The sequence below is a fragment of the Pedobacter sp. KACC 23697 genome (genome assembly GCF_045348445.1).
Lineage (GTDB): Bacteria > Bacteroidota > Bacteroidia > Sphingobacteriales > Sphingobacteriaceae > Pedobacter.
Map to the genome: position 1 here is coordinate 901,901 of NZ_CP157485.1, position 18,766 is coordinate 920,666.

The window sequence follows — 18,766 nt, forward strand, 5'->3', positions numbered from 1 at the left end:
CTCTAAACTAAAAAGTATGAACGAAGAAAAAGATATTAAAAAAGACGAAGAAATTGTAGCGAAATCGAAAAAAGTAAAAGAAGTAGAAAGTCCTGTTAAATCAGGATTAAAATCGAAAGACGAAATTGTTAAAAACTGGTTGCCACGTTATACTGGCAGACCATTAGATCAATTCGGCGATTATATCCTGTTGACCAATTTCAGTAAATATGTGAGCATGTTTTCGGAGTGGAATGATAACGCGCCGATTATGGGTTTAGATAAGCCTATGCAAAGTGTTACCGCGAACGGTATCACCATTATCAACTTTGGTATGGGAAGTCCGCTGGCAGCAACCATGATGGACTTATTAACAGCGATTAAACCTAAAGCTGTACTGTTTTTGGGTAAGTGTGGTGGTTTAAAGAAGAAAAACCAGTTGGGTGATTTAATCCTGCCAATTGCGGCAATCAGGGGCGAAGGTACCTCAAATGATTATCTGCCTGCAGAAGTGCCTGCCTTGCCGGCCTTCGCCTTGCAGAAAGCCATTTCGACTACTATCCGCGATCACGGAAGAGATTACTGGACCGGAACCTGTTATACCACCAACCGCAGGGTTTGGGAACACGACAAAGAATTTAAAAAGTACTTGAAAACTTTGAGGGCGATGGCGGTAGATATGGAAACAGCAACAATTTTTACCACTGCATTTGCGAATAAAATCCCAGCTGGTGCATTACTTTTGGTATCCGATCAACCGATGATCCCTGAAGGTGTTAAAACGGCAGAGAGTGACAGCACTGTAACCGAAAAATATGTAGAAACGCATTTGCGTATTGGTATCGATTCATTGAAACAATTAATTAATAATGGATTAACGGTTAAACACTTGTTGTTTTAAACATTAAAAAAATCGTTATCCAAAATGATTGTCACCCTGAACTTGTTTCAGGGTCTTTATTCTATTTTTAAGGATGGAAGAAACTATCTGAACAGATTGCATTGAATGGATTTTTTTATCATCCCGAACTTGTTTCAGGATCTTTTTGAGTTATTGAAAGAGAGAAACAGAAGCTGAAATCATTCAGCACGACAGAGTCTTTAAATTTAAACGGTAAAGCCTGTGAGATAACCATAAGTTACCAGGTCTTCTTCATTATTGATAGTGTAATTACATTGATTATGCAGCAGTACAATGCGATCAGAAACATCCAGGATAGATTTGTAGTAATGATCGGTAATAATAAAGCCTTTATCAGCTTTTAATTTATTAATATGCTTTTTTAACTCTTCTATCCATAATGGCGATAATTGCGAGAATGGCTCATCAAGAAGTACATATTGCACATCGCTGTAAATCAATAATAAACATTCTATAAACCTGCGTTCTCCACCGGATAGATCATAGAATTTAGCATTTAAATGATTGTCTACAAATTCAATTTGCTTTAAATCAGCTTGTTTTATTTTGCAAAAGGTATGAATGGCCTGCATAACAGTGATCTGTTTTGGAATAAAATTATCCTGGGGCAGATAGGACAGGTTCTTAGATAGATAACCTTTTTCATATACAATATTATTTATATTAAGGTACTTGAAGTTCGCTTTTAAGCTCCCGAAAATAATTTTTAATAAGGTTGATTTACCCGATCCATTTCTGCCCAATAAACCAACTACTTCGCCAATTTTACAGTTTAAGTAAACACTGCTCAGTACTTCGCGGTCTGCAAAAGATTGGTTAACACTGTCGATAGAAAGTTCCTGCATGTTGATGATACAATTAAAATTCCGATAAAAACCATTAAGTCATATAAAACCAGGTTGATCATGATTTTTCTAAATCCTATGCCCTGATTTTTGAAATAATATGCAGTAGACTGATAAAACAGGAAGTATATGGCTACAGAAAATAACCAGCCGATAAATTTGATGAGTAGGGCAGAAATGTAAATCCCTGGCTCCTTAAAACCATTTAAAATGAAAAATACCGATGTGAGTAAGCTAACCGATATATTCCATAAATATATGGATTTGTATATCGTTAAGGATTTTTTGAGTAAACCAATCGGCATGATTTAAAGATATAAAATCATAACGATAAATTTAGTTGTACGTGAACAAAAAATGATCGCACCTGAGTTCGATTAATCATTTTTTCTGAAGATATTTTATAAAGTTTTTTATGATCTGGTCGTCACCCTGAATTTATTTCAGGGTCTATTTTTTAGAAAAGATACTGAAACGATTACTCTTTATAAATGCCTGAAAATTAATTATTTATATTAGTGAGTAATGGCAATTAAGTTGGTAGGGTGTGATCATTATTTCGACCGTAGCGGAGAAATCTACTAATAAACAAAAAAAGATCGGCCATTAGCCGATCTTTTTTTGTTTATTAGTATAAATCTAATCTCTTATCCTAAATAAGATTTTAAGATTTTGCTTCTTGAAGTATGACGTAAGCGTTGTAGCGCTTTATCTTTAATCTGGCGAACGCGCTCGCGTGTTAAATTAAATTTCTCACCAATCTCCTCTAAAGAAAGAGGGTGGTTAGACCCCAGGCCAAAGAATAAAACAATAATTTCTCTTTCTCTTTCCGTTAAAGTAGATAATGAACGTTTAATCTCTTCTGATAAAGATTCGTTGATTAATGAACTGTCTGTATTTGGTTCATGGTTTTCCAATACATCCAATAATGTGTTTTCTTCACCCTGAACGAAAGGAGCATCCATGGATACGTGACGGCCAGAGTTGCTTAAAGTATCTGAGATTTTGTCTACAGTTGTTTCTAAAATATCTGCTAATTCTTCCGGAGAAGGCTCACGCTCATATTCTTGCTCTAGCTTAGAAAAAGCTTTACTGATTTTACTTAAGGAACCAACTTGATTTAAAGGCAAACGTACAATACGGCTTTGCTCGGCAATAGCCTGCAAGATAGATTGACGGATCCACCAAACAGCGTAAGAAATGAATTTGAAACCTTTAGTCTCATCAAAACGTTTAGCCGCTTTAATCAAACCTAAGTTACCCTCATTAATTAAGTCGCCTAGCGTTAAACCTTGATTCTGATATTGTTTTGCAACAGACACAACAAAACGCAGGTTGGTTTTTGTTAAGCGCTCTAATGCAGCCTGATCGCCCTCACGAATCTTCCTTGCTAAAATTACTTCCTCTTCTGCTGTTATTAAATCTACTTTACCAATTTCGTGCAGGTATTTATCTAACGACTGACTTTCACGGTTGGTAATGGATTGCGTTATCTTGAGTTGTCTCATTTATACGTTTTGTGTGCTCTTTAATTATTGAAGTGTGCAAAGTTACGAAATTGTATGGCAATCCGAAAGGATAAAATGCTGAAAATGTTACCGTTTGCACATGTTTTTTATATTTTTACTTACAACAAAAATCATTCCAATAAAGTTTTCGATCTATTTTGTTTGAAATATCCTGATATAACTGCTTTATAATATTTATTTATTGTAATTCAATAAATTTATTTTGATTTGTAATAAATATTTTTTTATGTTTGTTGAGTAATTAATTGAATAAATATGACGTTTCTTAAATTTCTTTTTTTAAAGCTAAAACTGCATCTGCCATTGACAAGCTGATTTTGAGCTTAAGAACTTTTGTCAGATGGTTAGGTATCAATGCAGTTTTCTACTTCTTGAATTTTTTTAGATGCTATGGGATTTAATATTGGAAAGACATTTCACCTCAACTATTTTATGCGCCCTCTTTGTTGTCTATGGCGGTTTTCTATGTTTTGGCAATCCTGATAAGAAATAAAAAATAAAGGAAAAACGACTCGACCATTTACAGGTCAAATCTTAACACAAACCTTTTAAAATGAAATATAACTATGGAAATTAAAATAAAAAGTAAGCTGATTTTCAAGGTGTTACAGGTGCTTTCCTGGGTAATTTTTACTGCACTATGTATTGAAGCAGGCGGAATGCTGGTAAACATGGTTACTATATTGTGTATACATGCGCATGGAGTACGCAATTTTTGGGATGGCGCAGATTATTTAGCTCGTGTCTACAAACTCGATCAGGGATATTTTCTTGTTATCTCTACAGTAGTTATTATTGTAGCTGTATTAAAAGCCATAATATTCTATTTGATTATAAAAGTTTTTACCCAGAAAAAAATCAGTATTACTCAGCCTTTCGGTATAGAATTAAGGCATTTTATTTCAAAAGAAGCTTTTCTAGCGCTAGGGATAGGGTTGTTCACCTATTCAGGCAATAAGTATATCATTTCGTTAGGGGCACACGGAATTGAGACACCCAATCTTCAATCATTAAATCTTGGCGGCGCTGATGTATGGTTTTTTATGTCCATTATACTTTTCGTTATTGTACAGCTGGTAAACAGTGGCATAGAAATTCAGGCAGAAAACGATTTAACGATTTAACCATGAGCAACACAATAAAAATTCTGAGAAACTCGGCTTACAGCCTGATTTTTTATGCCTTGGTTTCTGTCTTTGCACATTTTATTTATGCTGTTATAGATTTCAACAAAGGTAGTTTAACTATTAATGTGGTCAGGAATGCACCGGTAAGCAAACTAAATATTAAGGGGTTTAATTTTACCAATAGCGGAGTAGGAAAGATACAGTTAAGGCCCAGCCTGAAGCAATCGCTTGCCCTTGAAAATCAAATTTTTGATGATGGTGGTGCAGGAGTTGTTTTTTTTCTCATTTTAGGTAGCGCCATTTTATTGGCCATCAGGTATAGGCTGATTAATATTGATAGGCTTGAAGAACAGAATATTTATCAGTTATTGGTGATCGTGATGTTTTTATTTTTGGCTATAAGCATCGGAGGCATAACGGTGATGGATGAATATGTTGGTAATTTAACTGGTGGATCATTTAAACATGACCATACACACGGCTTTTCCAGTCTTTATTCAATGGGCTTGATTATACTGGCAAATGCAACTTACCAGTTCATTGTGTACACGAGAAAACTTAAACAAGAAAACGATTTAACCATTTAGGTTAGTTGAAAACATTTCTAACTTTACCGATTCAAAATGCCCATAATTATAAATTTAGATGTGATGCTTGCCCGGCGTAAAATGTCGCTTACCGAATTGAGTGAGCGGGTAGGGATTACGATGTCTAATTTATCTATCCTGAAAACAGGCAAGGCGAAGGCGATCCGTTTGGAGACATTAGAAGCCATCTGTGCAGTTTTGGATTGTCAGCCTGGTGATATTCTTGAATTCCGAGCCGAATGACTTCCGGAATATAATATGGCATTCATTCGTCAATATTTCGGAAGTTGATAGAATTTGCAGGTTGAATGCTGAATTTGCTTTAATCTTTTAGCGTGGATTGCAAATTCACAACTCGTTCAGACGGGATTGCAAATCCCGACTACCCATTAGCACTACTGTTTTTTGTTAAATAAACCTGATAGAACGGAAAGCCCGAAGCGAAGTATGAGTGAGGACTTGGAGGGATAGCAGGACAGGAGGCCGCCATAGCAGCAGAACCGTACATTTTCAAAAAAAACTGTTCAATTAGATCTCTCCGTTTAGTTGTGCGACGGGCGATGATGATTTTTTTTGATAAAAGATGAGAATAAAAAAACCTTCCAGCGTGCACTGAAAGGTTTTGAAATATGATATTGCTTTAAGTTTTGGCCTTTAACCTTTAATCTTAAAAATTACGCTTGCCCAGCCAACACTTTGGTTACTAAATCAGCTGCTTCTTTTAATGCGATTGCCGAGTAAACCTGTAGACCAGACTCGTCGATTAATTTTTTAGCTTCTTCAGCATTTGTACCCTGTAAACGGCAGATAATTGGCACAGGGATGTTTCCGATTTCTTTGTATGCATCGATAACACCCTGAGCAACACGGTCACAACGTACAATACCACCAAAAATGTTGATCAGGATGGCTTTAACGTTAGGATCTTTCAAAATGATATTAAACGCCGCTTTAACGGTTTGTGCATTTGCAGTTCCACCTACGTCAAGGAAGTTGGCAGGCTCACCGCCAGCTAATTTGATAATATCCATGGTAGCCATTGCTAAACCGGCTCCGTTAACCATACAACCTACGTTACCATCAAGGTTAACGAAGTTCAGGTTGCTTGCGCTTGCTTCAACTTCCATCGGATCTTCTTCCGTAACATCGCGCATGGCAGCATAATCAGGGTGGCGGAATAAACCGTTTTCATCCAGATTTACTTTAGCATCTACCGCAATTACTTTATCATCAGAAGTTTTTAATACCGGGTTAATTTCGAACATGGAAGAATCGGTTGCTTCGTAAGCTTTGTATAAGGCAGTAACGAATTTTACCATTTCTTTGAAAGCGTTGCCGCTAACACCTAAGTTGAAAGCGATTTTGCGCGCCTGGAAGCCTTGCAGACCAACTTTAGGATCGATTTCTTCTTTGAAGATTAAATGTGGGGTATGCTCAGCAACTTCTTCGATGTCCATACCGCCTTCGGTACTGTACATGATGATATTGCGGCCTTTCGCACGGTCTAACAATACAGAGATATAGAATTCTTTAGTTTCAGAAGCACCTGGATAATAAACATCCTGAGCCACTAAAACTTTGTTCACTTTTTTACCTTCTGGTCCGGTTTGAGGGGTTACCAATTGCATGCCGATAATGTCGGTAGCACGTTGTTTAACTTCTTCAAGGTTTTTGGCCAATTTAACACCACCACCTTTACCGCGACCACCAGCGTGGATTTGCGCCTTAATTACAACCCAATCAGAGTTATAATCGGTTTTCAGTTGCTTAGCGGCCTCAACAGCTTGTTCAGGAGTATCGGCAACTATTCCTTCTTGAACGTTAACACCGAAACTTTTTAATATTTGTTTACCCTGGTATTCGTGAATATTCATCTGTTTATATTTTTTCTTTATCTGTCAGATGGAGCCTCTACTATCAAAATAACTGTTTTAACAGCATCGGGTTCATTTGCTATAAAATTTGCCCAAAGCTACAATTTCAAAGCCTTTAAACAAATAGAAATTACCGATTTTTTAAGAAAATGAACGTTTTATGTTAAACGGGAAATTAGTGTTTGTTAGGTACGCTGGTTTATGGTATCCGGCTGATTGAGCAGATCTTCTTTATTTGAAAGTGATGGGGCAGTTTCTGGTGGCGGCTGGTAGCCCTGCTTTCCGCTATAAGTCCTCACTACGCTCCGGGCTTACCGCTGCAATCAGGCTTAAAAACAAAGTTGGTTCCTGCAAATGCAAAAAAAAAAACATTTCCGCTGCGTTAACCATCTTAAATCTGCGGGAACGAAATAGTTAATGGCATCGGTTTACTTCCTGCAAATGGTGTCCCGAAAATACCTACGGCCAGCTCTGCCCAAAGCAGGAATAGAGCCAATAGAATAATCAATAAAATGATTGTTCTTAAAGTCCCGGTTTTTAGGTTTCTGATCACCAGTTCTATGGCGAGGCCTGTACTTAACAATAAAGCGCCGGCTACCATAAAATCGGTTAAATCCCATTTTACCTCATTGGTAAATTGCATGGCAACAAGTGGAATGCTTAAAACTAAGGCTACAACACCGAGTATAGTGGCAATCCGTGTTCCTGGTGAGTTAAATGTCGACTGTAGATTTTTCATGATTTTAATGTTTTAATATACAACTAATTAATTTTTAATTCCCCCGATGCCATTTGCATCAGGGGTAAATTCCAACTGAGGCTGGAAGAGTGGAGCGGTTAATTATAAGTGGATTTTGGAAAAAATGTTTAGTGGTTTACGTAATAGATAATGACCATTTTTTGCTGATCTAAAAACCCTATGAAATGGTGTTGCCAGTCTTTTTTAGCATTTTTTCTTTCTTTCCAAGTAATTTGCTTGATGCCATTATCTGAATTTAGAACATCGTTAAGTGTTTCAGTATAAATAAGATCAGCCTCTCCAAAATTTTTGCTTTTGTTTATTTCGTTTCTGAGAAAAGTAAAATCTAAATCCGAAAGCTTTATTAAAGAAACTGAATTGTAGCTGCCATGAAAATCCGGATAGCTTGCCGATTTTTTAACCACATTTGCTGATGGTGGAGCAGGAGTGCCGATTACAGTTTTGTACTCTTCAATATAAAAAGAATCGGGTGGATATAAAGCAATAAAGACAGAATAAAAAATTGACACTTGTAAGCTAGTTAAAAGAATAATTAAAGCATACTTTAATTTCTTCCTCCATTTTCTTCTTATAATGATTGTAATGAGTATTAACGGAAGTAAGGAAACTGAAAAAAGTAATAAAAAAGCAACGATTAGTTTAAATGTTAAAAAGTCCATTATCTGTTTATTTTTTATTCAAATAACCTTCGAAGCATTGTTGGCCAATTGCACCACCACCAAATTCTAAAGCCACTTTTTCGTTATATAGAATATGCATGCAACCATCATTATATGCTTTTTTTAAGCTATCGGTTAGCGGTTTATCAAATAAGTTATAGAAATACATTCCCATGCCGCTTCTTTGGTAACCAATGGTAAATGGTTCACCGCTTTCAACAGATATACAATTGGCATTATCCATTTTTTCTTTTAGCTGCATTAAGGTTTGTTTCGTCCACCCAAGTTCAGTTAGTAGGGAGTCTGTTTTTTTAGCACTTATTTTAATATTCCAATTGCTTGACCTCCCTTTTTTGTCTGAAAGATGGAAAATGGCTAGCTTTTCATCATTCTCAAACTCTATCGTTAACGACTTATCATTTGGGATGATTTGTTCTGCATATTTTTTTAATTGATAAATCTCTCTTGTTTTGGAACGGTAATTTTCAATTAGATCTTTTTTTGAATAATAAGTATCCGTTGCGCCCATAAATGCCCATATTGCCCACATTACATAGGCTACATAAAGAAATATCCCTGTTCCTAAAATTGATAAGCCCCAGATTAATACCTTTTTCATCTGTTACTATTTATTCAACCCAAAATATTCTGCCGTATTCCAATCCTGTAAATTCCATGATAACCAGCTTTCCTGGTTATAACGTTCTTTAAAATAATCAATCCGTTGATCCAATTTTCTCATTAAAGCTTCTTCTGGCTGGTATACTTTGGCGATTTCCGAATTGTTATTGGTTGAAGGGTGTATTTTTGACCGGTTTTTATCTAAAATAGGTAGTGTCTTTTCTGATAGAGAAGTGAGGTAGTAAGGGTCAATAGAAACAGCATCAACGTGATTGAGGTTGTATTTTACAATCAAAACATCCCAATTCACAAGGGTAAAAGCTAATAATAGTATAAACCAGATATTTCCGTTCACTTTGAAAAGATAGAATATGGTTTTCTGTTTGGCTACTTTAAGATAAACCGTTGCCAAACCAATAATGCAAAGGATAGCAAATACCAACACGCCAATCCTTTTATGGGTTAAACCATGAAATTCGATGTAATAACCATCACGGATGAATACTGATATGATCAGGATGAAATTCTGAATCATCCAGAAATAGGCCAATGTCCTTAACGTTTTACTTTTTTGGTAAAAGTTCAAACTCCCCCTAAAATAATAAAGGATTACGGCCATCGCCATTACAATGCTGAAAATCAATGAATTTGTACCTTGGTGCAGTTCTCCCGAATAATTGCCTGAAGGTTCATACCCAAACCAAAGTGTAGTAATATCAATCGCATTTAACATCAGCAATAACAGGTTAAGTGCGGCGAAGGAGATGAGACCCACAATGTACTCGGTTTTCAACGCCATTTTCCGTGTTAGCAGGTTGCCGGTAAACGTTTGTACGATATTATACCATATTGTTTTCTGCCCGATACTTCTTCTGATCCTTTCCAGTTGTTCTTTACATTTTAGTTCTGCTTTTTCGAGGCTTTTATCAAAAAAGGCCAGCAGTAAACCTCCTGTTATGGCCAATCCAAGGCATAAATGCATGATGCGCTCAAAACTCAGGTCTTTAAAAAAGAAGTGCAGTACGTAATCTAAAAAATCGCCAATGTTGGTTAAGATGGTTCCTGCATAATGTGCAAAAACATTACTTGCAGCTGCATACAGGCATGAAAACAAGATTACAATGATGATGGGTATGAAAATGTATTTAATCAAAGTAAAAATGGGCTTAAGGCTCACATTGCCGATACTGATTTGACTTAAGTGTTTCATCGCATTAAACGGCACCGTTACCAGCTGTAGAATGGCTGCTAAAAAAGCAGTAAAAATGGTCCTGATTTGTTGTTGATGACCAAAACCGATAAATAACAGTAAGCTGATGTAATAAGTTACCAACGATAAATCGGAATTGTTAATCACCACTAGTAATGCTGCCAGCAGGTGTGCCGAACCGTAAATTTTAAGTTTGGTACTCTTAACTACCTCCGGATTAATAAAAGTGATTACCAGCAGGTATATGCTATAAATAAGCAGATTGAGTGCAAGTCTTTCTTCCCAAAAAAGGAAAGTAAACAGCAGGCCGCCCAGTAGGACAGATAGTAGCAAAAGGTTCGATTTATTTTTCATTTTGTTTAAGGTTTATAAATTGAAATAGCTTAAGATGAAAATGTAGAGCATTACCAAAGGAATATTTAAGAGCATACAGCTGATTGTTAATAAGGAGTTTCTCCAATAGGCCTTATTAGAAATAAGTTCTACTATAATTAGCGCTAACACCAGGATGTGTAAAATTGCAGCTCCAAGTATGAAAACTGCTCCTGCTATCATTAAAAAGAAAAGGTTTGAGATTAAGTAGGTGAAAAATATCAAGGTGCCAACGATGGCAGAATAGTAAGCGATTCTTTTGCCTAAGTAATTCATTTGAGGCTCAGGTATGTCTTCAGTTCCCATTTTTTAAAAGTGCTTTGAATTTCAAAGTGATTGGTAAAAAAAAATGTTTATAGTTTCCTGATCATTTTTTCTAGCGCATCTAAATGCGCCTTAAAAGCTTGCCTGCCCAATTCGGTAATGGAGTAGGTGGTGCTGGTTTTGCGACCAATAAAACCTTTGTGTACTTTAATAAATTCGGCCTGTTCCAAAGTATTCAGGTGGGAGGCCAGGTTGCCATCAGTTAATTCCAGCATTTGCTTTAAGTCGTTAAAGCCAATTTCATTATTTACCACCAGCATAGACATGACACCTAACCTGATCCGGCTATCGAATATTTTATTTAAATCTGCTATCGGGTTTTTCATTCTTACTGACCTCTCTCATATTTAAAATACATTAAAAGACCATAAACTATGTGTAGCAAGCCAAAGCCCAAAGCCCAGAAAATTAACCCATAACCCGTATAAAACATACAGATTAAGCCTAATATTACTTCGCAAAAGCCTAAATAGCGGATATCACTGTAAGTAAATTTACTGGCATTAATCAATGCTAAGCCATAAAAAATCAGGCAGCTGGGTGCGATGATACTAGAGGTATTAGGGTGGTTAGTTAATAAAGCGATAATAAATAATCCTCCGGCAAACAAAGGAATAAATAAGTTAATCAAAAGTGATTTAGAAGTTTTATCCCAGATGGGAAGATTGTTTTTCTGACTTTTTCTATAGGTAAATAAAACACCGCCAGCTAGGGCAATTACTAAAACAAAGATACCCAGTTTGATCAGGTTAAATTCCAGGTCCATTTCTCCATCTACGCCATAGCCATAACCCCTTTTACTGATGAATTTATTAATTTCATCGTTTGCAAAATAAGCACCGATTAGGGCAATTACACCAGCAAAAACACCCGATAAACCACTCAAAGAAATAAATCTTGATGACCTATCCATCATATTTCTGATATCTTTTAAGGTATTTAATTGTTCTTCCGGAGTATTCATTTTAAAAGTACTTTGTTTTTCAAAGTTAAATAGAAAATTGATATCTCCAAATCTTTTTTGTTTTTTATTGGTTAATGGTAGTTAGTAGTTGGTTAATGGACACATATTTCATGTTTGATAGTTTGAATTGAAGGAGACGAATTGGTTTATTCATTAGCCAATAATCAATTTTTATAGCTATTGAGCCATTGTCGGTTTGAGCTAATCAAAAATTAGGCAATTATTCATGAATCGATAAACGATATAACTATTAGACCAGTAATCATGAACCCATAAACCATTGGGCAATAAACTATTGAACTAACAAACCATTTTGCTAAATTTGAACCATGCTAAAAGCCACTGGAATAAGAAAATCGTACGGAAATCTGCAAATTTTAAAAGGGGTAAATTTTGAAGTACAAAAAGGGGAGATCGTAAGTATTATTGGGCCATCTGGTGCAGGTAAAAGTACTTTGTTACATATTCTAGGTACACTGGATAAGCCTGATGAAGGATCTGTAGAATTAAAAGGTACAGTTATAAATCAATTAAATGGCGACTTGTTGAGTACTTTCAGAAATCAGAATATAGGTTTTGTATTCCAGTTCCATCATTTATTGCCAGAATTTAGTGCTATAGAAAATATCTGTATCCCTGCATTTATAGCTAAAACCAGTAAAAAGCAGGCTGAAAATAGGGCGCTTGAACTGTTAGATCTGTTTGGACTTAAAGATAGGGCGCAGCATAAGCCCAATCAATTGTCTGGCGGGGAACAACAAAGGGTGGCCATTGCCAGAGCGCTGATCAATAATCCGTCAATTATATTGGCTGATGAACCTTCAGGTAATTTAGACTCTGAAAATGCAGCAGGATTGCACCAGCTGTTTGTGACTTTGCGCGATAATTTCCAGCAAACGTTTGTCATTGTTACGCACAACGAACACCTGGCGAAAACCAGCGACCGTGTAGTGAGCATGAAAGACGGTTTGATTGTATAAAGTCATGACCATTCTCTAATTCAATCACTTAAACATTCATTAATCAATAAATTATTTATTCAATTATTATATCTTGAAAATACTGATCACAGGGGGGAACAATGCCAGGGCTTTGAAGCTGATAAAAGCGTTCCCTAACCATTTTGTGCTACTGGCCGATTATGGTGATGTACCGGCGATAGTTACTGAAAACTATGCCTTTTCATCATTAGGGCTGCTCAATAAAGATAGCATTGCTCATATTCTACTAAATTTTTGCATTACAGAAGCCATAGATTGTATTATTCCTCTGCACGAGTATGAAGTTGTGCCGCTGGCTAAATCTGCTGTGCTTTTTGGGGAGTATGGAATCCAGGTGCTTTTGCCCAATGCTGATGTAATTGCCGACTACTTAACTGCAGAAAAGGTTATTCATCAAAATTTCGCGGTGTTTATTCATGGTGACCGGATTTTTTCAACCGAAGAGCATCTTTTTCCTCAAAATGGATCTTCAAATCTGAATGGCGTTTTTGGCTATAGCCATACTAATGATCTAAAACTTTTTACAATTTAATATGGATGCGTATCAATATGTTACAGACAAACAAGCTGTCATTTTTGAGTTAGACAATGTGCTTTTTCCTGAAAAAGACTATCTGTTACAGGTTTATTATCTTTTTGCACAGTTTATAGAATATACGGAACAAAAAAATGCGCAGCCCATAATCAATTTTATGCAGGCTGAATATGAAAATAACGGAGCGGATATGCTTTTTGAAAAAACAGCTAAGCAATTTGGGATTGATGAAAAATATAAATACAATTTCGATCTCCTGCATTTAAACGCCCGTTTGCCGCTTAAGCTGCTGCTTTTTAAAAATATGCTTGAGTTTATGCAGGAGCTGGTTGTAAACCGTAAACAGATCTTTATTGTAACAGCTGGTAATCCGGAGCAACAACTTAATAAAATTAAGCAAACAGAGTGGAATGGGCTGGAGCAATATCTTACCGTATATTTTGTTGATGAACTTGACCAACCTAAAGCAGAAATTTTTCAGAACATACTAAACAGCAACAATTTATCGCCTAAGCAGACGTTAGTTGTTGGTGCGAATAATTTTGATGAGCAACAATCTAAATTAATTAATTTGCCGTATATTGTGTCACTAGAAATTTACAAATAAATATGCTTAGAAAATTTATTGTGCAAAACACATTTTGGTTTGTTTTGATCATTGTAATTGGGCTTACAACATCGTGTAAAAAATCGACGAACGATACCGATGCCAATACTGTTCCGCAAGGTGCTTCAGGAACCAGGGAAGAGTTGACCAAAGATTCGATTTACCTGTATGCACAGCAAACTTACTTTTGGAATGTAGGGATGCCAAGTTACGCTTCTTTTAATCCGAGGCAATATACTTCGAATAATGCGGTTTTAAATGCCATTAAAGCTTTGCCTAGTACGGGAGGAAAGGATAAATATTCTTTCATTGATGATGGGAGCGTTGCCAGTCAACTTGGCGGGGTAGGTGGTGATTATGGTTTCTCTGCCAATTTTGAAGGCAATACGGATACACTTCGTGTTAAATATGTATATGCTGGCTCTCCGGCAGCTGCAGCAGGTTTAGCCAGAGGGAATAAAATAAAAAAGGTAAATGGAAGGGCCGTTTCGAGAGCTTCATCAGCAGAATTAGACTATTTGAACAATGCCATTTTTGGAGATAATGCCTCTGTTACCTTAACGATAGAAAAAAATAAAATTTCAAGCGATATTACTGTTACCCGTGGTACCTACAACATAAATCCAATATTATATGCCAATACTTATACGGTAAATGCGAAAAAAGTAGGGTATATTGTTTTTAACAGCTTTACCACCAATTCGGTACCTGATTTGGATGCCGCGTTTTCAAAATTCTCCACAGATGGCGTAACTGAACTTATTGTAGATTTAAGGTATAATGGCGGCGGCTCGGTAGCTACGTCCGAAACATTTACAAACCTGATTGCACCACCTTCACAAAATGGGAAAGTAATGTATACCACCTACTGGACCAAGACCATGCAGGATGGAGCCGCAACTATTTTACAGAACCAGAAGTTTTATGCCAAAGGAAGTGATGGCGTAACCAGGCTTTATTCTTACGCTGATTATTCATATAAGCCAACTCCGGCAGCGGGTAACCAGGAAAATTTTGCTAAAAGAGGTAGTTTAAATGGTTTAACGAGGGTTTACTTTTTAGTTACAGGTGGTACCGCTTCAGCCAGCGAGTTATTGATCAATAATTTAAAACCTGTTATTGATGTTAAACTAATTGGTAAAACCACCTATGGCAAACCCGTTGGCTTTTTCTCTATCAGGATTGATAAAAACGACCTGTATATTCCACAGTTCCAGACTAAGAATCAATTAGATCAGGGTGATTATTTTTCGGGTATGACTGTTGACAAAGAAGTAGCAGATGATTTATCTAAAGATTTCGGGGATCCATCTGAAAAAATGTTAGCACAGGCTTTATACTATTCTGCAAATAATAATTTTACAGCACTTGTTAACGATAATAAGCTAAGCAGCACTTCCGGAGCTGCAAGAGCCCGGTTTGATGCTGCAAATGAAAAACTCGACCACGAATTTAAAGGTATGGTTGAAACCAGAAAACTGAGATTTAAATAATGAATTGATAATTTACCAAAAGGGCCGGTTTTGTATTTCAAATCTGGCCTTTTTTATCTGCTTATGACAATATTTGAGTAAATAAGTATTGCTTTTTTTGTAAAAAATTGATAAGCTTGTTTAACATTAATCGTTAAAGAGACCCATGCCAATAGAAATTGTAGAAAAGGAACATATCAGTTATTTAAATATCATTAATGCAAAGGAAGATCACTCCCATGAGCTGCAAACCAAACTTGATGAAGCGCAAAGGTTAGGTAATGAGTTTAAATCAAAAGCCGTTATTACTTTTAATACCACCATCGGCCCAAAGCGTGTTGATACAACTGTTTGGGCAGTAACAGAGAAATACATACAGCTAAAAAACAATATTCATATTCCGTTAAAAAGTTTAATAGATATCGATTTTTAAGCTTGCTTTAAGGAAATAAATCATCCCGAATTTATTTAACCTTATTAAATTATGAGCACGCTACACAAAATTGCCTTAACTTTTATTAAGTCTATTGGTCCGGTAACGGCCAAAAACCTGCTTGCCTACTGTGGAAGTGCCGAAAATATATTTTCGGCAAATAAAAAGCAACTCTTGCAGGTTCCGGGTATCGGAGAAAAAACAATCGAAGCTATTCGTGGTACCGATGCGCTGATAAGAGCCAGGCAAGAATTGGATTTTATTGAAAAACATGGGATAGAAGTATTGTTTTTTTCAGACGAGAAATATCCTAAAAGGTTAAAGAACTGCATCGATTCGCCTATACTGCTTTATGCTAAAGGTACGGTTGATTTTAACCAGCAACGTATCATCAGCATTGTTGGAACCCGTAATGCAACAAACTATGGAAAAAACCTTTGTAAAGAATTGTGCAAAGTTTTAGCACCATACCATGTTTTGATTGTGAGCGGCCTGGCCTATGGTATTGATGTAACCACCCATAAAGAGTGTCTGGAGAATCATATCCCTACTGTTGGGGTGCTGGGGCATGGTTTAGACCGGATGTATCCAAAAATTCATAAAACGGTTGCGCAGAAAATGGTTTTAAATGGAGGCCTGCTCACCGAGTTTCCAATCCTGACTAATCCCGACCGGTCTAATTTTCCACAAAGAAACCGCATTATTGCTGGTATTGCAGATGCTACGGTAGTAGTTGAAGCCTCAATAAAAGGAGGGGCACTCATTACTGCAGAAATAGCAAATTCTTACAATAAAGATGTATATGCTTTTCCTGGTAGAACAAATGATGTTTTTTCTGAAGGCTGTAACTTCCTGATCAAGACCAATAGGGCCGGATTAATTACTAATGCCAACGACTTGATTTATTACCTGGGTTGGGATGAAGAAGTAAAGGTTAAACAAAATAGCCAGCAAACCACTTTGCAGTTAAGTCTTACCCCCAACGAGCAAAGGGTTATAGATGCCCTGCAAAACGGTCAGCTTTCTATAGATGAACTCTCACTTCAGTTGAATATGCCGCAAAGTAAACTGGCCATTGTAATCCTGACCTTAGAGATGCAGGGTTTTATTGTTTCGCTGCCAGGGAAGATTTACAGGTTGGGATGATGAGGAATGGATATTAGATTTCGCTATTCCGTTTCACCGCAGTCGAAAGGACGAATCTACTGTCGAAATTGCATTTTGCCTAATAATCAATCTATAATACCTATCATAATTATAGATTATGAAATTAAATTTTTTTAAATTTTTATTTTCGAAATTATGTTTCAAATAAAATATAGTTCGTAAAATACTTAATGCCTTTTATTAATTTTGTAGCATGTGGTACAATAATATTTTAGAAACTATCGGCAATACACCTTTGGTTAAATTAAATACGATAACAAAAGGAGTTCCGGGAACAATCCTGGCAAAAATAGAGACAACCAATCCGGGTAATTCAATTAAAGACCGTATGGCGGTTAAAATGATTGAAGACGCCGAGAAAAGCGGTAAGCTAAAACCAGGCGGAACCATTATTGAAGGAACATCAGGAAATACCGGAATGGGCCTGGCCATGGCTGCCATTATTAAAGGTTACAAATGTATTTTTACCACCACTGATAAACAATCTAAAGAGAAGGTAGATGCTTTACGTGCTTTTGGCGCCGAGGTAATCGTTTGTCCCACAAACGTTGAACCGGAAGATCCACGTTCGTATTATTCGGTTTCTTCGCGTTTAGAACGCGAGGTTCCAAATTCATGGAAACCCAATCAATATGATAATTTAGCTAACTCACAGGCGCATTATGAGCAAACTGGTCCGGAGATATGGGCACAAACAGAAGGTAAAATTACACATTTGGTGGTTGGGGTAGGTACAGGTGGAACCATTTCCGGAACGGGGAAATACCTGAAAGAAAAGAACCCGGATATTAAAATCTGGGGAATTGATACCTATGGCTCGGTTTTCAAAAAATATAAAGAGACCGGCATTTTTGATAAGGATGAGATTTATCCTTACATCACCGAAGGCATTGGCGAAGATTTTCTTCCGGCAAATGTAAATTTTGATGTGATCGATTTATTCGAAAAGGTTACCGATAAAGATGCAGCATTGATGACACGCGATATTGCCCGTAAAGAGGGTATTTTTGTGGGCAACTCTGCCGGTGCTGCCATTGGAGGTTTAATTCAGTTAAAAGATAAACTAAAGCCAGAAGATGTAGTCGTGGTTATTTTCCATGACCATGGCAGCCGTTACATGGGCAAAATGTACAATGAAGATTGGTTACGTGAACGTGGATTTTTACAAGACGAAAAACTAACCGCAAAATCAATTTTGTCTAAAAAAGAAAGCACAGAGATTGTAACCCTTGATGCACAAAAATCGGTGCTTGAAGCCATTAACACCATTAAATCGATGAATATTTCTCAGATTCCGGTAACGCAGCAAGGAATGATTGTAGGTAAAATTGCCGAAAGTGATATTTTAAGTGCTTTATTGGAAAATCCGGGATTGAAATCAGCGCCGATTTCAGAAATCATGACAGCTACTTTCCCATTTGTGGACCTGAATACTTCTATTGATAAAATTTCTTCACTGATCAATAAAGAAAATTCAGCAGTATTGGTTGAGGATGAAACCGGTAAGATTGAAATTATCACACAATACGATATTATAAACGCGATATCAGGGTAATAATGTAAGATGGATGATGTGAGATGGATGAGGTGAGGTGTCTGATGTGAGACGGAAAGTGGATTAATTCGAGCGATCGTGTCTTCCTGAACTTGTTTCAGGATCTTTATAGCAGGGAAATGCTGATCCAGATGCAGTCCCTATGGTCGTTGAAGCTGTCTTATAAATTGTAATCCACTTAAATTTGTCACATTGAGCCCGTCGAAATGCCTTGTAAGACATT

At 36.6% G+C, this 18,766-nt stretch carries 21 protein-coding genes; 11 read left to right on the plus strand and 10 right to left on the minus strand.

What is annotated here, in order from left to right; translation table 11 throughout:
- Positions 1–16: 16 nt before the first annotated feature.
- Positions 17–880, plus strand: a complete 864-nt coding sequence (locus ABEG20_RS03775) for an AMP nucleosidase (protein ID WP_406826059.1) — start codon at positions 17–19, stop codon at positions 878–880.
- A 206-nt stretch (positions 881–1,086) separates the two neighbouring features.
- Here the strand turns inward: ABEG20_RS03775 and ABEG20_RS03780 are convergent, their stop codons facing one another.
- On the minus strand, positions 1,087–1,746 hold the full coding sequence (locus tag ABEG20_RS03780) for an ATP-binding cassette domain-containing protein (protein ID WP_406826060.1): 660 nt from the start codon (positions 1,744–1,746) through the stop codon (positions 1,087–1,089).
- A 647-nt stretch (positions 1,747–2,393) separates the two neighbouring features.
- The gene (locus tag ABEG20_RS03785; protein WP_010601359.1) at positions 2,394–3,254 is read right to left on the minus strand and encodes an RNA polymerase sigma factor RpoD/SigA; all 861 of its coding nucleotides are present in this window, start codon (positions 3,252–3,254) and stop codon (positions 2,394–2,396) included.
- A gap of 587 nt (positions 3,255–3,841) precedes the next feature.
- On the opposite strand from ABEG20_RS03785, the gene ABEG20_RS03790 reads away from it, so the two are divergent.
- The 3 genes from ABEG20_RS03790 to ABEG20_RS03800 are packed head-to-tail and all read left to right on the plus strand — an operon-like array spanning position 3,842 to position 5,232.
- Positions 3,842–4,399, plus strand: coding sequence for a hypothetical protein (locus tag ABEG20_RS03790; protein ID WP_406826061.1), 558 nt, complete (start codon positions 3,842–3,844; stop codon positions 4,397–4,399).
- Between the two features lie 2 nt (positions 4,400–4,401).
- The gene (locus ABEG20_RS03795; RefSeq protein ID WP_406826062.1) at positions 4,402–4,989 is read left to right on the plus strand and encodes a hypothetical protein; all 588 of its coding nucleotides are present in this window, start codon (positions 4,402–4,404) and stop codon (positions 4,987–4,989) included.
- A gap of 36 nt (positions 4,990–5,025) precedes the next feature.
- Positions 5,026–5,232: a helix-turn-helix transcriptional regulator gene (locus ABEG20_RS03800; protein ID WP_090982160.1), complete on the plus strand. Its 207-nt coding sequence runs from the start codon at positions 5,026–5,028 to the stop codon at positions 5,230–5,232.
- A 431-nt stretch (positions 5,233–5,663) separates the two neighbouring features.
- Here ABEG20_RS03800 and sucC read toward each other — a convergent pair whose 3' ends face one another.
- From sucC to ABEG20_RS03840, 8 genes are all read right to left on the minus strand, one after another.
- The gene (sucC, locus tag ABEG20_RS03805) at positions 5,664–6,863 is read right to left on the minus strand and encodes an ADP-forming succinate--CoA ligase subunit beta (protein WP_406826063.1); all 1,200 of its coding nucleotides are present in this window, start codon (positions 6,861–6,863) and stop codon (positions 5,664–5,666) included.
- 391 nt (positions 6,864–7,254) lie between these two features.
- Entirely contained in the window at positions 7,255–7,602 is a 348-nt protein-coding gene (locus ABEG20_RS03810; RefSeq protein ID WP_406826064.1) for a hypothetical protein, read from the minus strand.
- Positions 7,603–7,730: 128 nt separating this feature from the next.
- Positions 7,731–8,282 (minus strand): hypothetical protein, encoded by a 552-nt coding sequence (locus tag ABEG20_RS03815; protein ID WP_406826065.1) that lies wholly within the window; start codon positions 8,280–8,282, stop codon positions 7,731–7,733.
- Positions 8,283–8,289: 7 nt separating this feature from the next.
- Positions 8,290–8,901, minus strand: coding sequence for a hypothetical protein (locus ABEG20_RS03820; RefSeq protein ID WP_406826066.1), 612 nt, complete (start codon positions 8,899–8,901; stop codon positions 8,290–8,292).
- A gap of 6 nt (positions 8,902–8,907) precedes the next feature.
- Positions 8,908–10,467 (minus strand): DUF4173 domain-containing protein, encoded by a 1,560-nt coding sequence (locus tag ABEG20_RS03825; RefSeq protein ID WP_406826067.1) that lies wholly within the window; start codon positions 10,465–10,467, stop codon positions 8,908–8,910.
- Positions 10,468–10,479: 12 nt separating this feature from the next.
- On the minus strand, positions 10,480–10,791 hold the full coding sequence (locus tag ABEG20_RS03830; protein WP_406826068.1) for a hypothetical protein: 312 nt from the start codon (positions 10,789–10,791) through the stop codon (positions 10,480–10,482).
- 47 nt (positions 10,792–10,838) lie between these two features.
- Complete coding sequence (locus ABEG20_RS03835) at positions 10,839–11,135, minus strand: transcriptional regulator (protein WP_090982174.1); 297 nt, start codon at positions 11,133–11,135, stop codon at positions 10,839–10,841.
- Between the two features lie 2 nt (positions 11,136–11,137).
- Positions 11,138–11,773 carry a hypothetical protein gene (locus tag ABEG20_RS03840; protein ID WP_406826069.1) on the minus strand — a complete coding sequence of 212 codons (636 nt, stop codon included), beginning with the start codon at positions 11,771–11,773 and terminating at the stop codon, positions 11,138–11,140.
- Between the two features lie 329 nt (positions 11,774–12,102).
- On the opposite strand from ABEG20_RS03840, the gene ABEG20_RS03845 reads away from it, so the two are divergent.
- From ABEG20_RS03845 to ABEG20_RS03875, 7 genes are all read left to right on the plus strand, one after another.
- Complete coding sequence (locus ABEG20_RS03845; RefSeq protein ID WP_406826070.1) at positions 12,103–12,753, plus strand: ABC transporter ATP-binding protein; 651 nt, start codon at positions 12,103–12,105, stop codon at positions 12,751–12,753.
- A 73-nt stretch (positions 12,754–12,826) separates the two neighbouring features.
- Positions 12,827–13,306, plus strand: coding sequence for a hypothetical protein (locus tag ABEG20_RS03850; protein WP_406826071.1), 480 nt, complete (start codon positions 12,827–12,829; stop codon positions 13,304–13,306).
- 1 nt (position 13,307) lies between these two features.
- The gene (locus ABEG20_RS03855; RefSeq protein WP_406826072.1) at positions 13,308–13,916 is read left to right on the plus strand and encodes an HAD family hydrolase; all 609 of its coding nucleotides are present in this window, start codon (positions 13,308–13,310) and stop codon (positions 13,914–13,916) included.
- Between the two features lie 2 nt (positions 13,917–13,918).
- Positions 13,919–15,409, plus strand: a complete 1,491-nt coding sequence (locus ABEG20_RS03860) for a S41 family peptidase (protein ID WP_406826073.1) — start codon at positions 13,919–13,921, stop codon at positions 15,407–15,409.
- A gap of 145 nt (positions 15,410–15,554) precedes the next feature.
- Positions 15,555–15,821, plus strand: a complete 267-nt coding sequence (locus ABEG20_RS03865; RefSeq protein WP_132401083.1) for a hypothetical protein — start codon at positions 15,555–15,557, stop codon at positions 15,819–15,821.
- 51 nt (positions 15,822–15,872) lie between these two features.
- Positions 15,873–16,967: a DNA-processing protein DprA gene (dprA, locus tag ABEG20_RS03870; RefSeq protein ID WP_406826074.1), complete on the plus strand. Its 1,095-nt coding sequence runs from the start codon at positions 15,873–15,875 to the stop codon at positions 16,965–16,967.
- 214 nt (positions 16,968–17,181) lie between these two features.
- Positions 17,182–18,543, plus strand: coding sequence for a pyridoxal-phosphate dependent enzyme (locus ABEG20_RS03875; protein ID WP_406826075.1), 1,362 nt, complete (start codon positions 17,182–17,184; stop codon positions 18,541–18,543).
- The last annotated feature ends 223 nt before the right edge of the window (positions 18,544–18,766 follow it).

Excerpts from the sequence above, each read along its gene's own strand:
- ABEG20_RS03775 (WP_406826059.1), top strand. The coding sequence starts at position 17 with ATGAACGAAGAAAAAGATATTAAAAAAGACGAAGAAATTGTAGCGAAA.
- ABEG20_RS03780 (WP_406826060.1), bottom strand. The coding sequence starts at position 1,746 with ATGCAGGAACTTTCTATCGACAGTGTTAACCAATCTTTTGCAGACCGC.
- ABEG20_RS03785 (WP_010601359.1), bottom strand. The coding sequence starts at position 3,254 with ATGAGACAACTCAAGATAACGCAATCCATTACCAACCGTGAAAGTCAG.
- ABEG20_RS03790 (WP_406826061.1), top strand. The coding sequence starts at position 3,842 with ATGGAAATTAAAATAAAAAGTAAGCTGATTTTCAAGGTGTTACAGGTG.
- ABEG20_RS03795 (WP_406826062.1), top strand. The coding sequence starts at position 4,402 with ATGAGCAACACAATAAAAATTCTGAGAAACTCGGCTTACAGCCTGATT.
- ABEG20_RS03800 (WP_090982160.1), top strand. The coding sequence starts at position 5,026 with ATGCCCATAATTATAAATTTAGATGTGATGCTTGCCCGGCGTAAAATG.
- sucC (WP_406826063.1), bottom strand. The coding sequence starts at position 6,863 with ATGAATATTCACGAATACCAGGGTAAACAAATATTAAAAAGTTTCGGT.
- ABEG20_RS03810 (WP_406826064.1), bottom strand. The coding sequence starts at position 7,602 with ATGAAAAATCTACAGTCGACATTTAACTCACCAGGAACACGGATTGCC.
- ABEG20_RS03815 (WP_406826065.1), bottom strand. The coding sequence starts at position 8,282 with ATGGACTTTTTAACATTTAAACTAATCGTTGCTTTTTTATTACTTTTT.
- ABEG20_RS03820 (WP_406826066.1), bottom strand. The coding sequence starts at position 8,901 with ATGAAAAAGGTATTAATCTGGGGCTTATCAATTTTAGGAACAGGGATA.
- ABEG20_RS03825 (WP_406826067.1), bottom strand. The coding sequence starts at position 10,467 with ATGAAAAATAAATCGAACCTTTTGCTACTATCTGTCCTACTGGGCGGC.
- ABEG20_RS03830 (WP_406826068.1), bottom strand. The coding sequence starts at position 10,791 with ATGGGAACTGAAGACATACCTGAGCCTCAAATGAATTACTTAGGCAAA.
- ABEG20_RS03835 (WP_090982174.1), bottom strand. The coding sequence starts at position 11,135 with ATGAAAAACCCGATAGCAGATTTAAATAAAATATTCGATAGCCGGATC.
- ABEG20_RS03840 (WP_406826069.1), bottom strand. The coding sequence starts at position 11,773 with ATGAATACTCCGGAAGAACAATTAAATACCTTAAAAGATATCAGAAAT.
- ABEG20_RS03845 (WP_406826070.1), top strand. The coding sequence starts at position 12,103 with ATGCTAAAAGCCACTGGAATAAGAAAATCGTACGGAAATCTGCAAATT.
- ABEG20_RS03855 (WP_406826072.1), top strand. The coding sequence starts at position 13,308 with ATGGATGCGTATCAATATGTTACAGACAAACAAGCTGTCATTTTTGAG.
- ABEG20_RS03860 (WP_406826073.1), top strand. The coding sequence starts at position 13,919 with ATGCTTAGAAAATTTATTGTGCAAAACACATTTTGGTTTGTTTTGATC.
- ABEG20_RS03865 (WP_132401083.1), top strand. The coding sequence starts at position 15,555 with ATGCCAATAGAAATTGTAGAAAAGGAACATATCAGTTATTTAAATATC.
- dprA (WP_406826074.1), top strand. The coding sequence starts at position 15,873 with ATGAGCACGCTACACAAAATTGCCTTAACTTTTATTAAGTCTATTGGT.
- ABEG20_RS03875 (WP_406826075.1), top strand. The coding sequence starts at position 17,182 with ATGTGGTACAATAATATTTTAGAAACTATCGGCAATACACCTTTGGTT.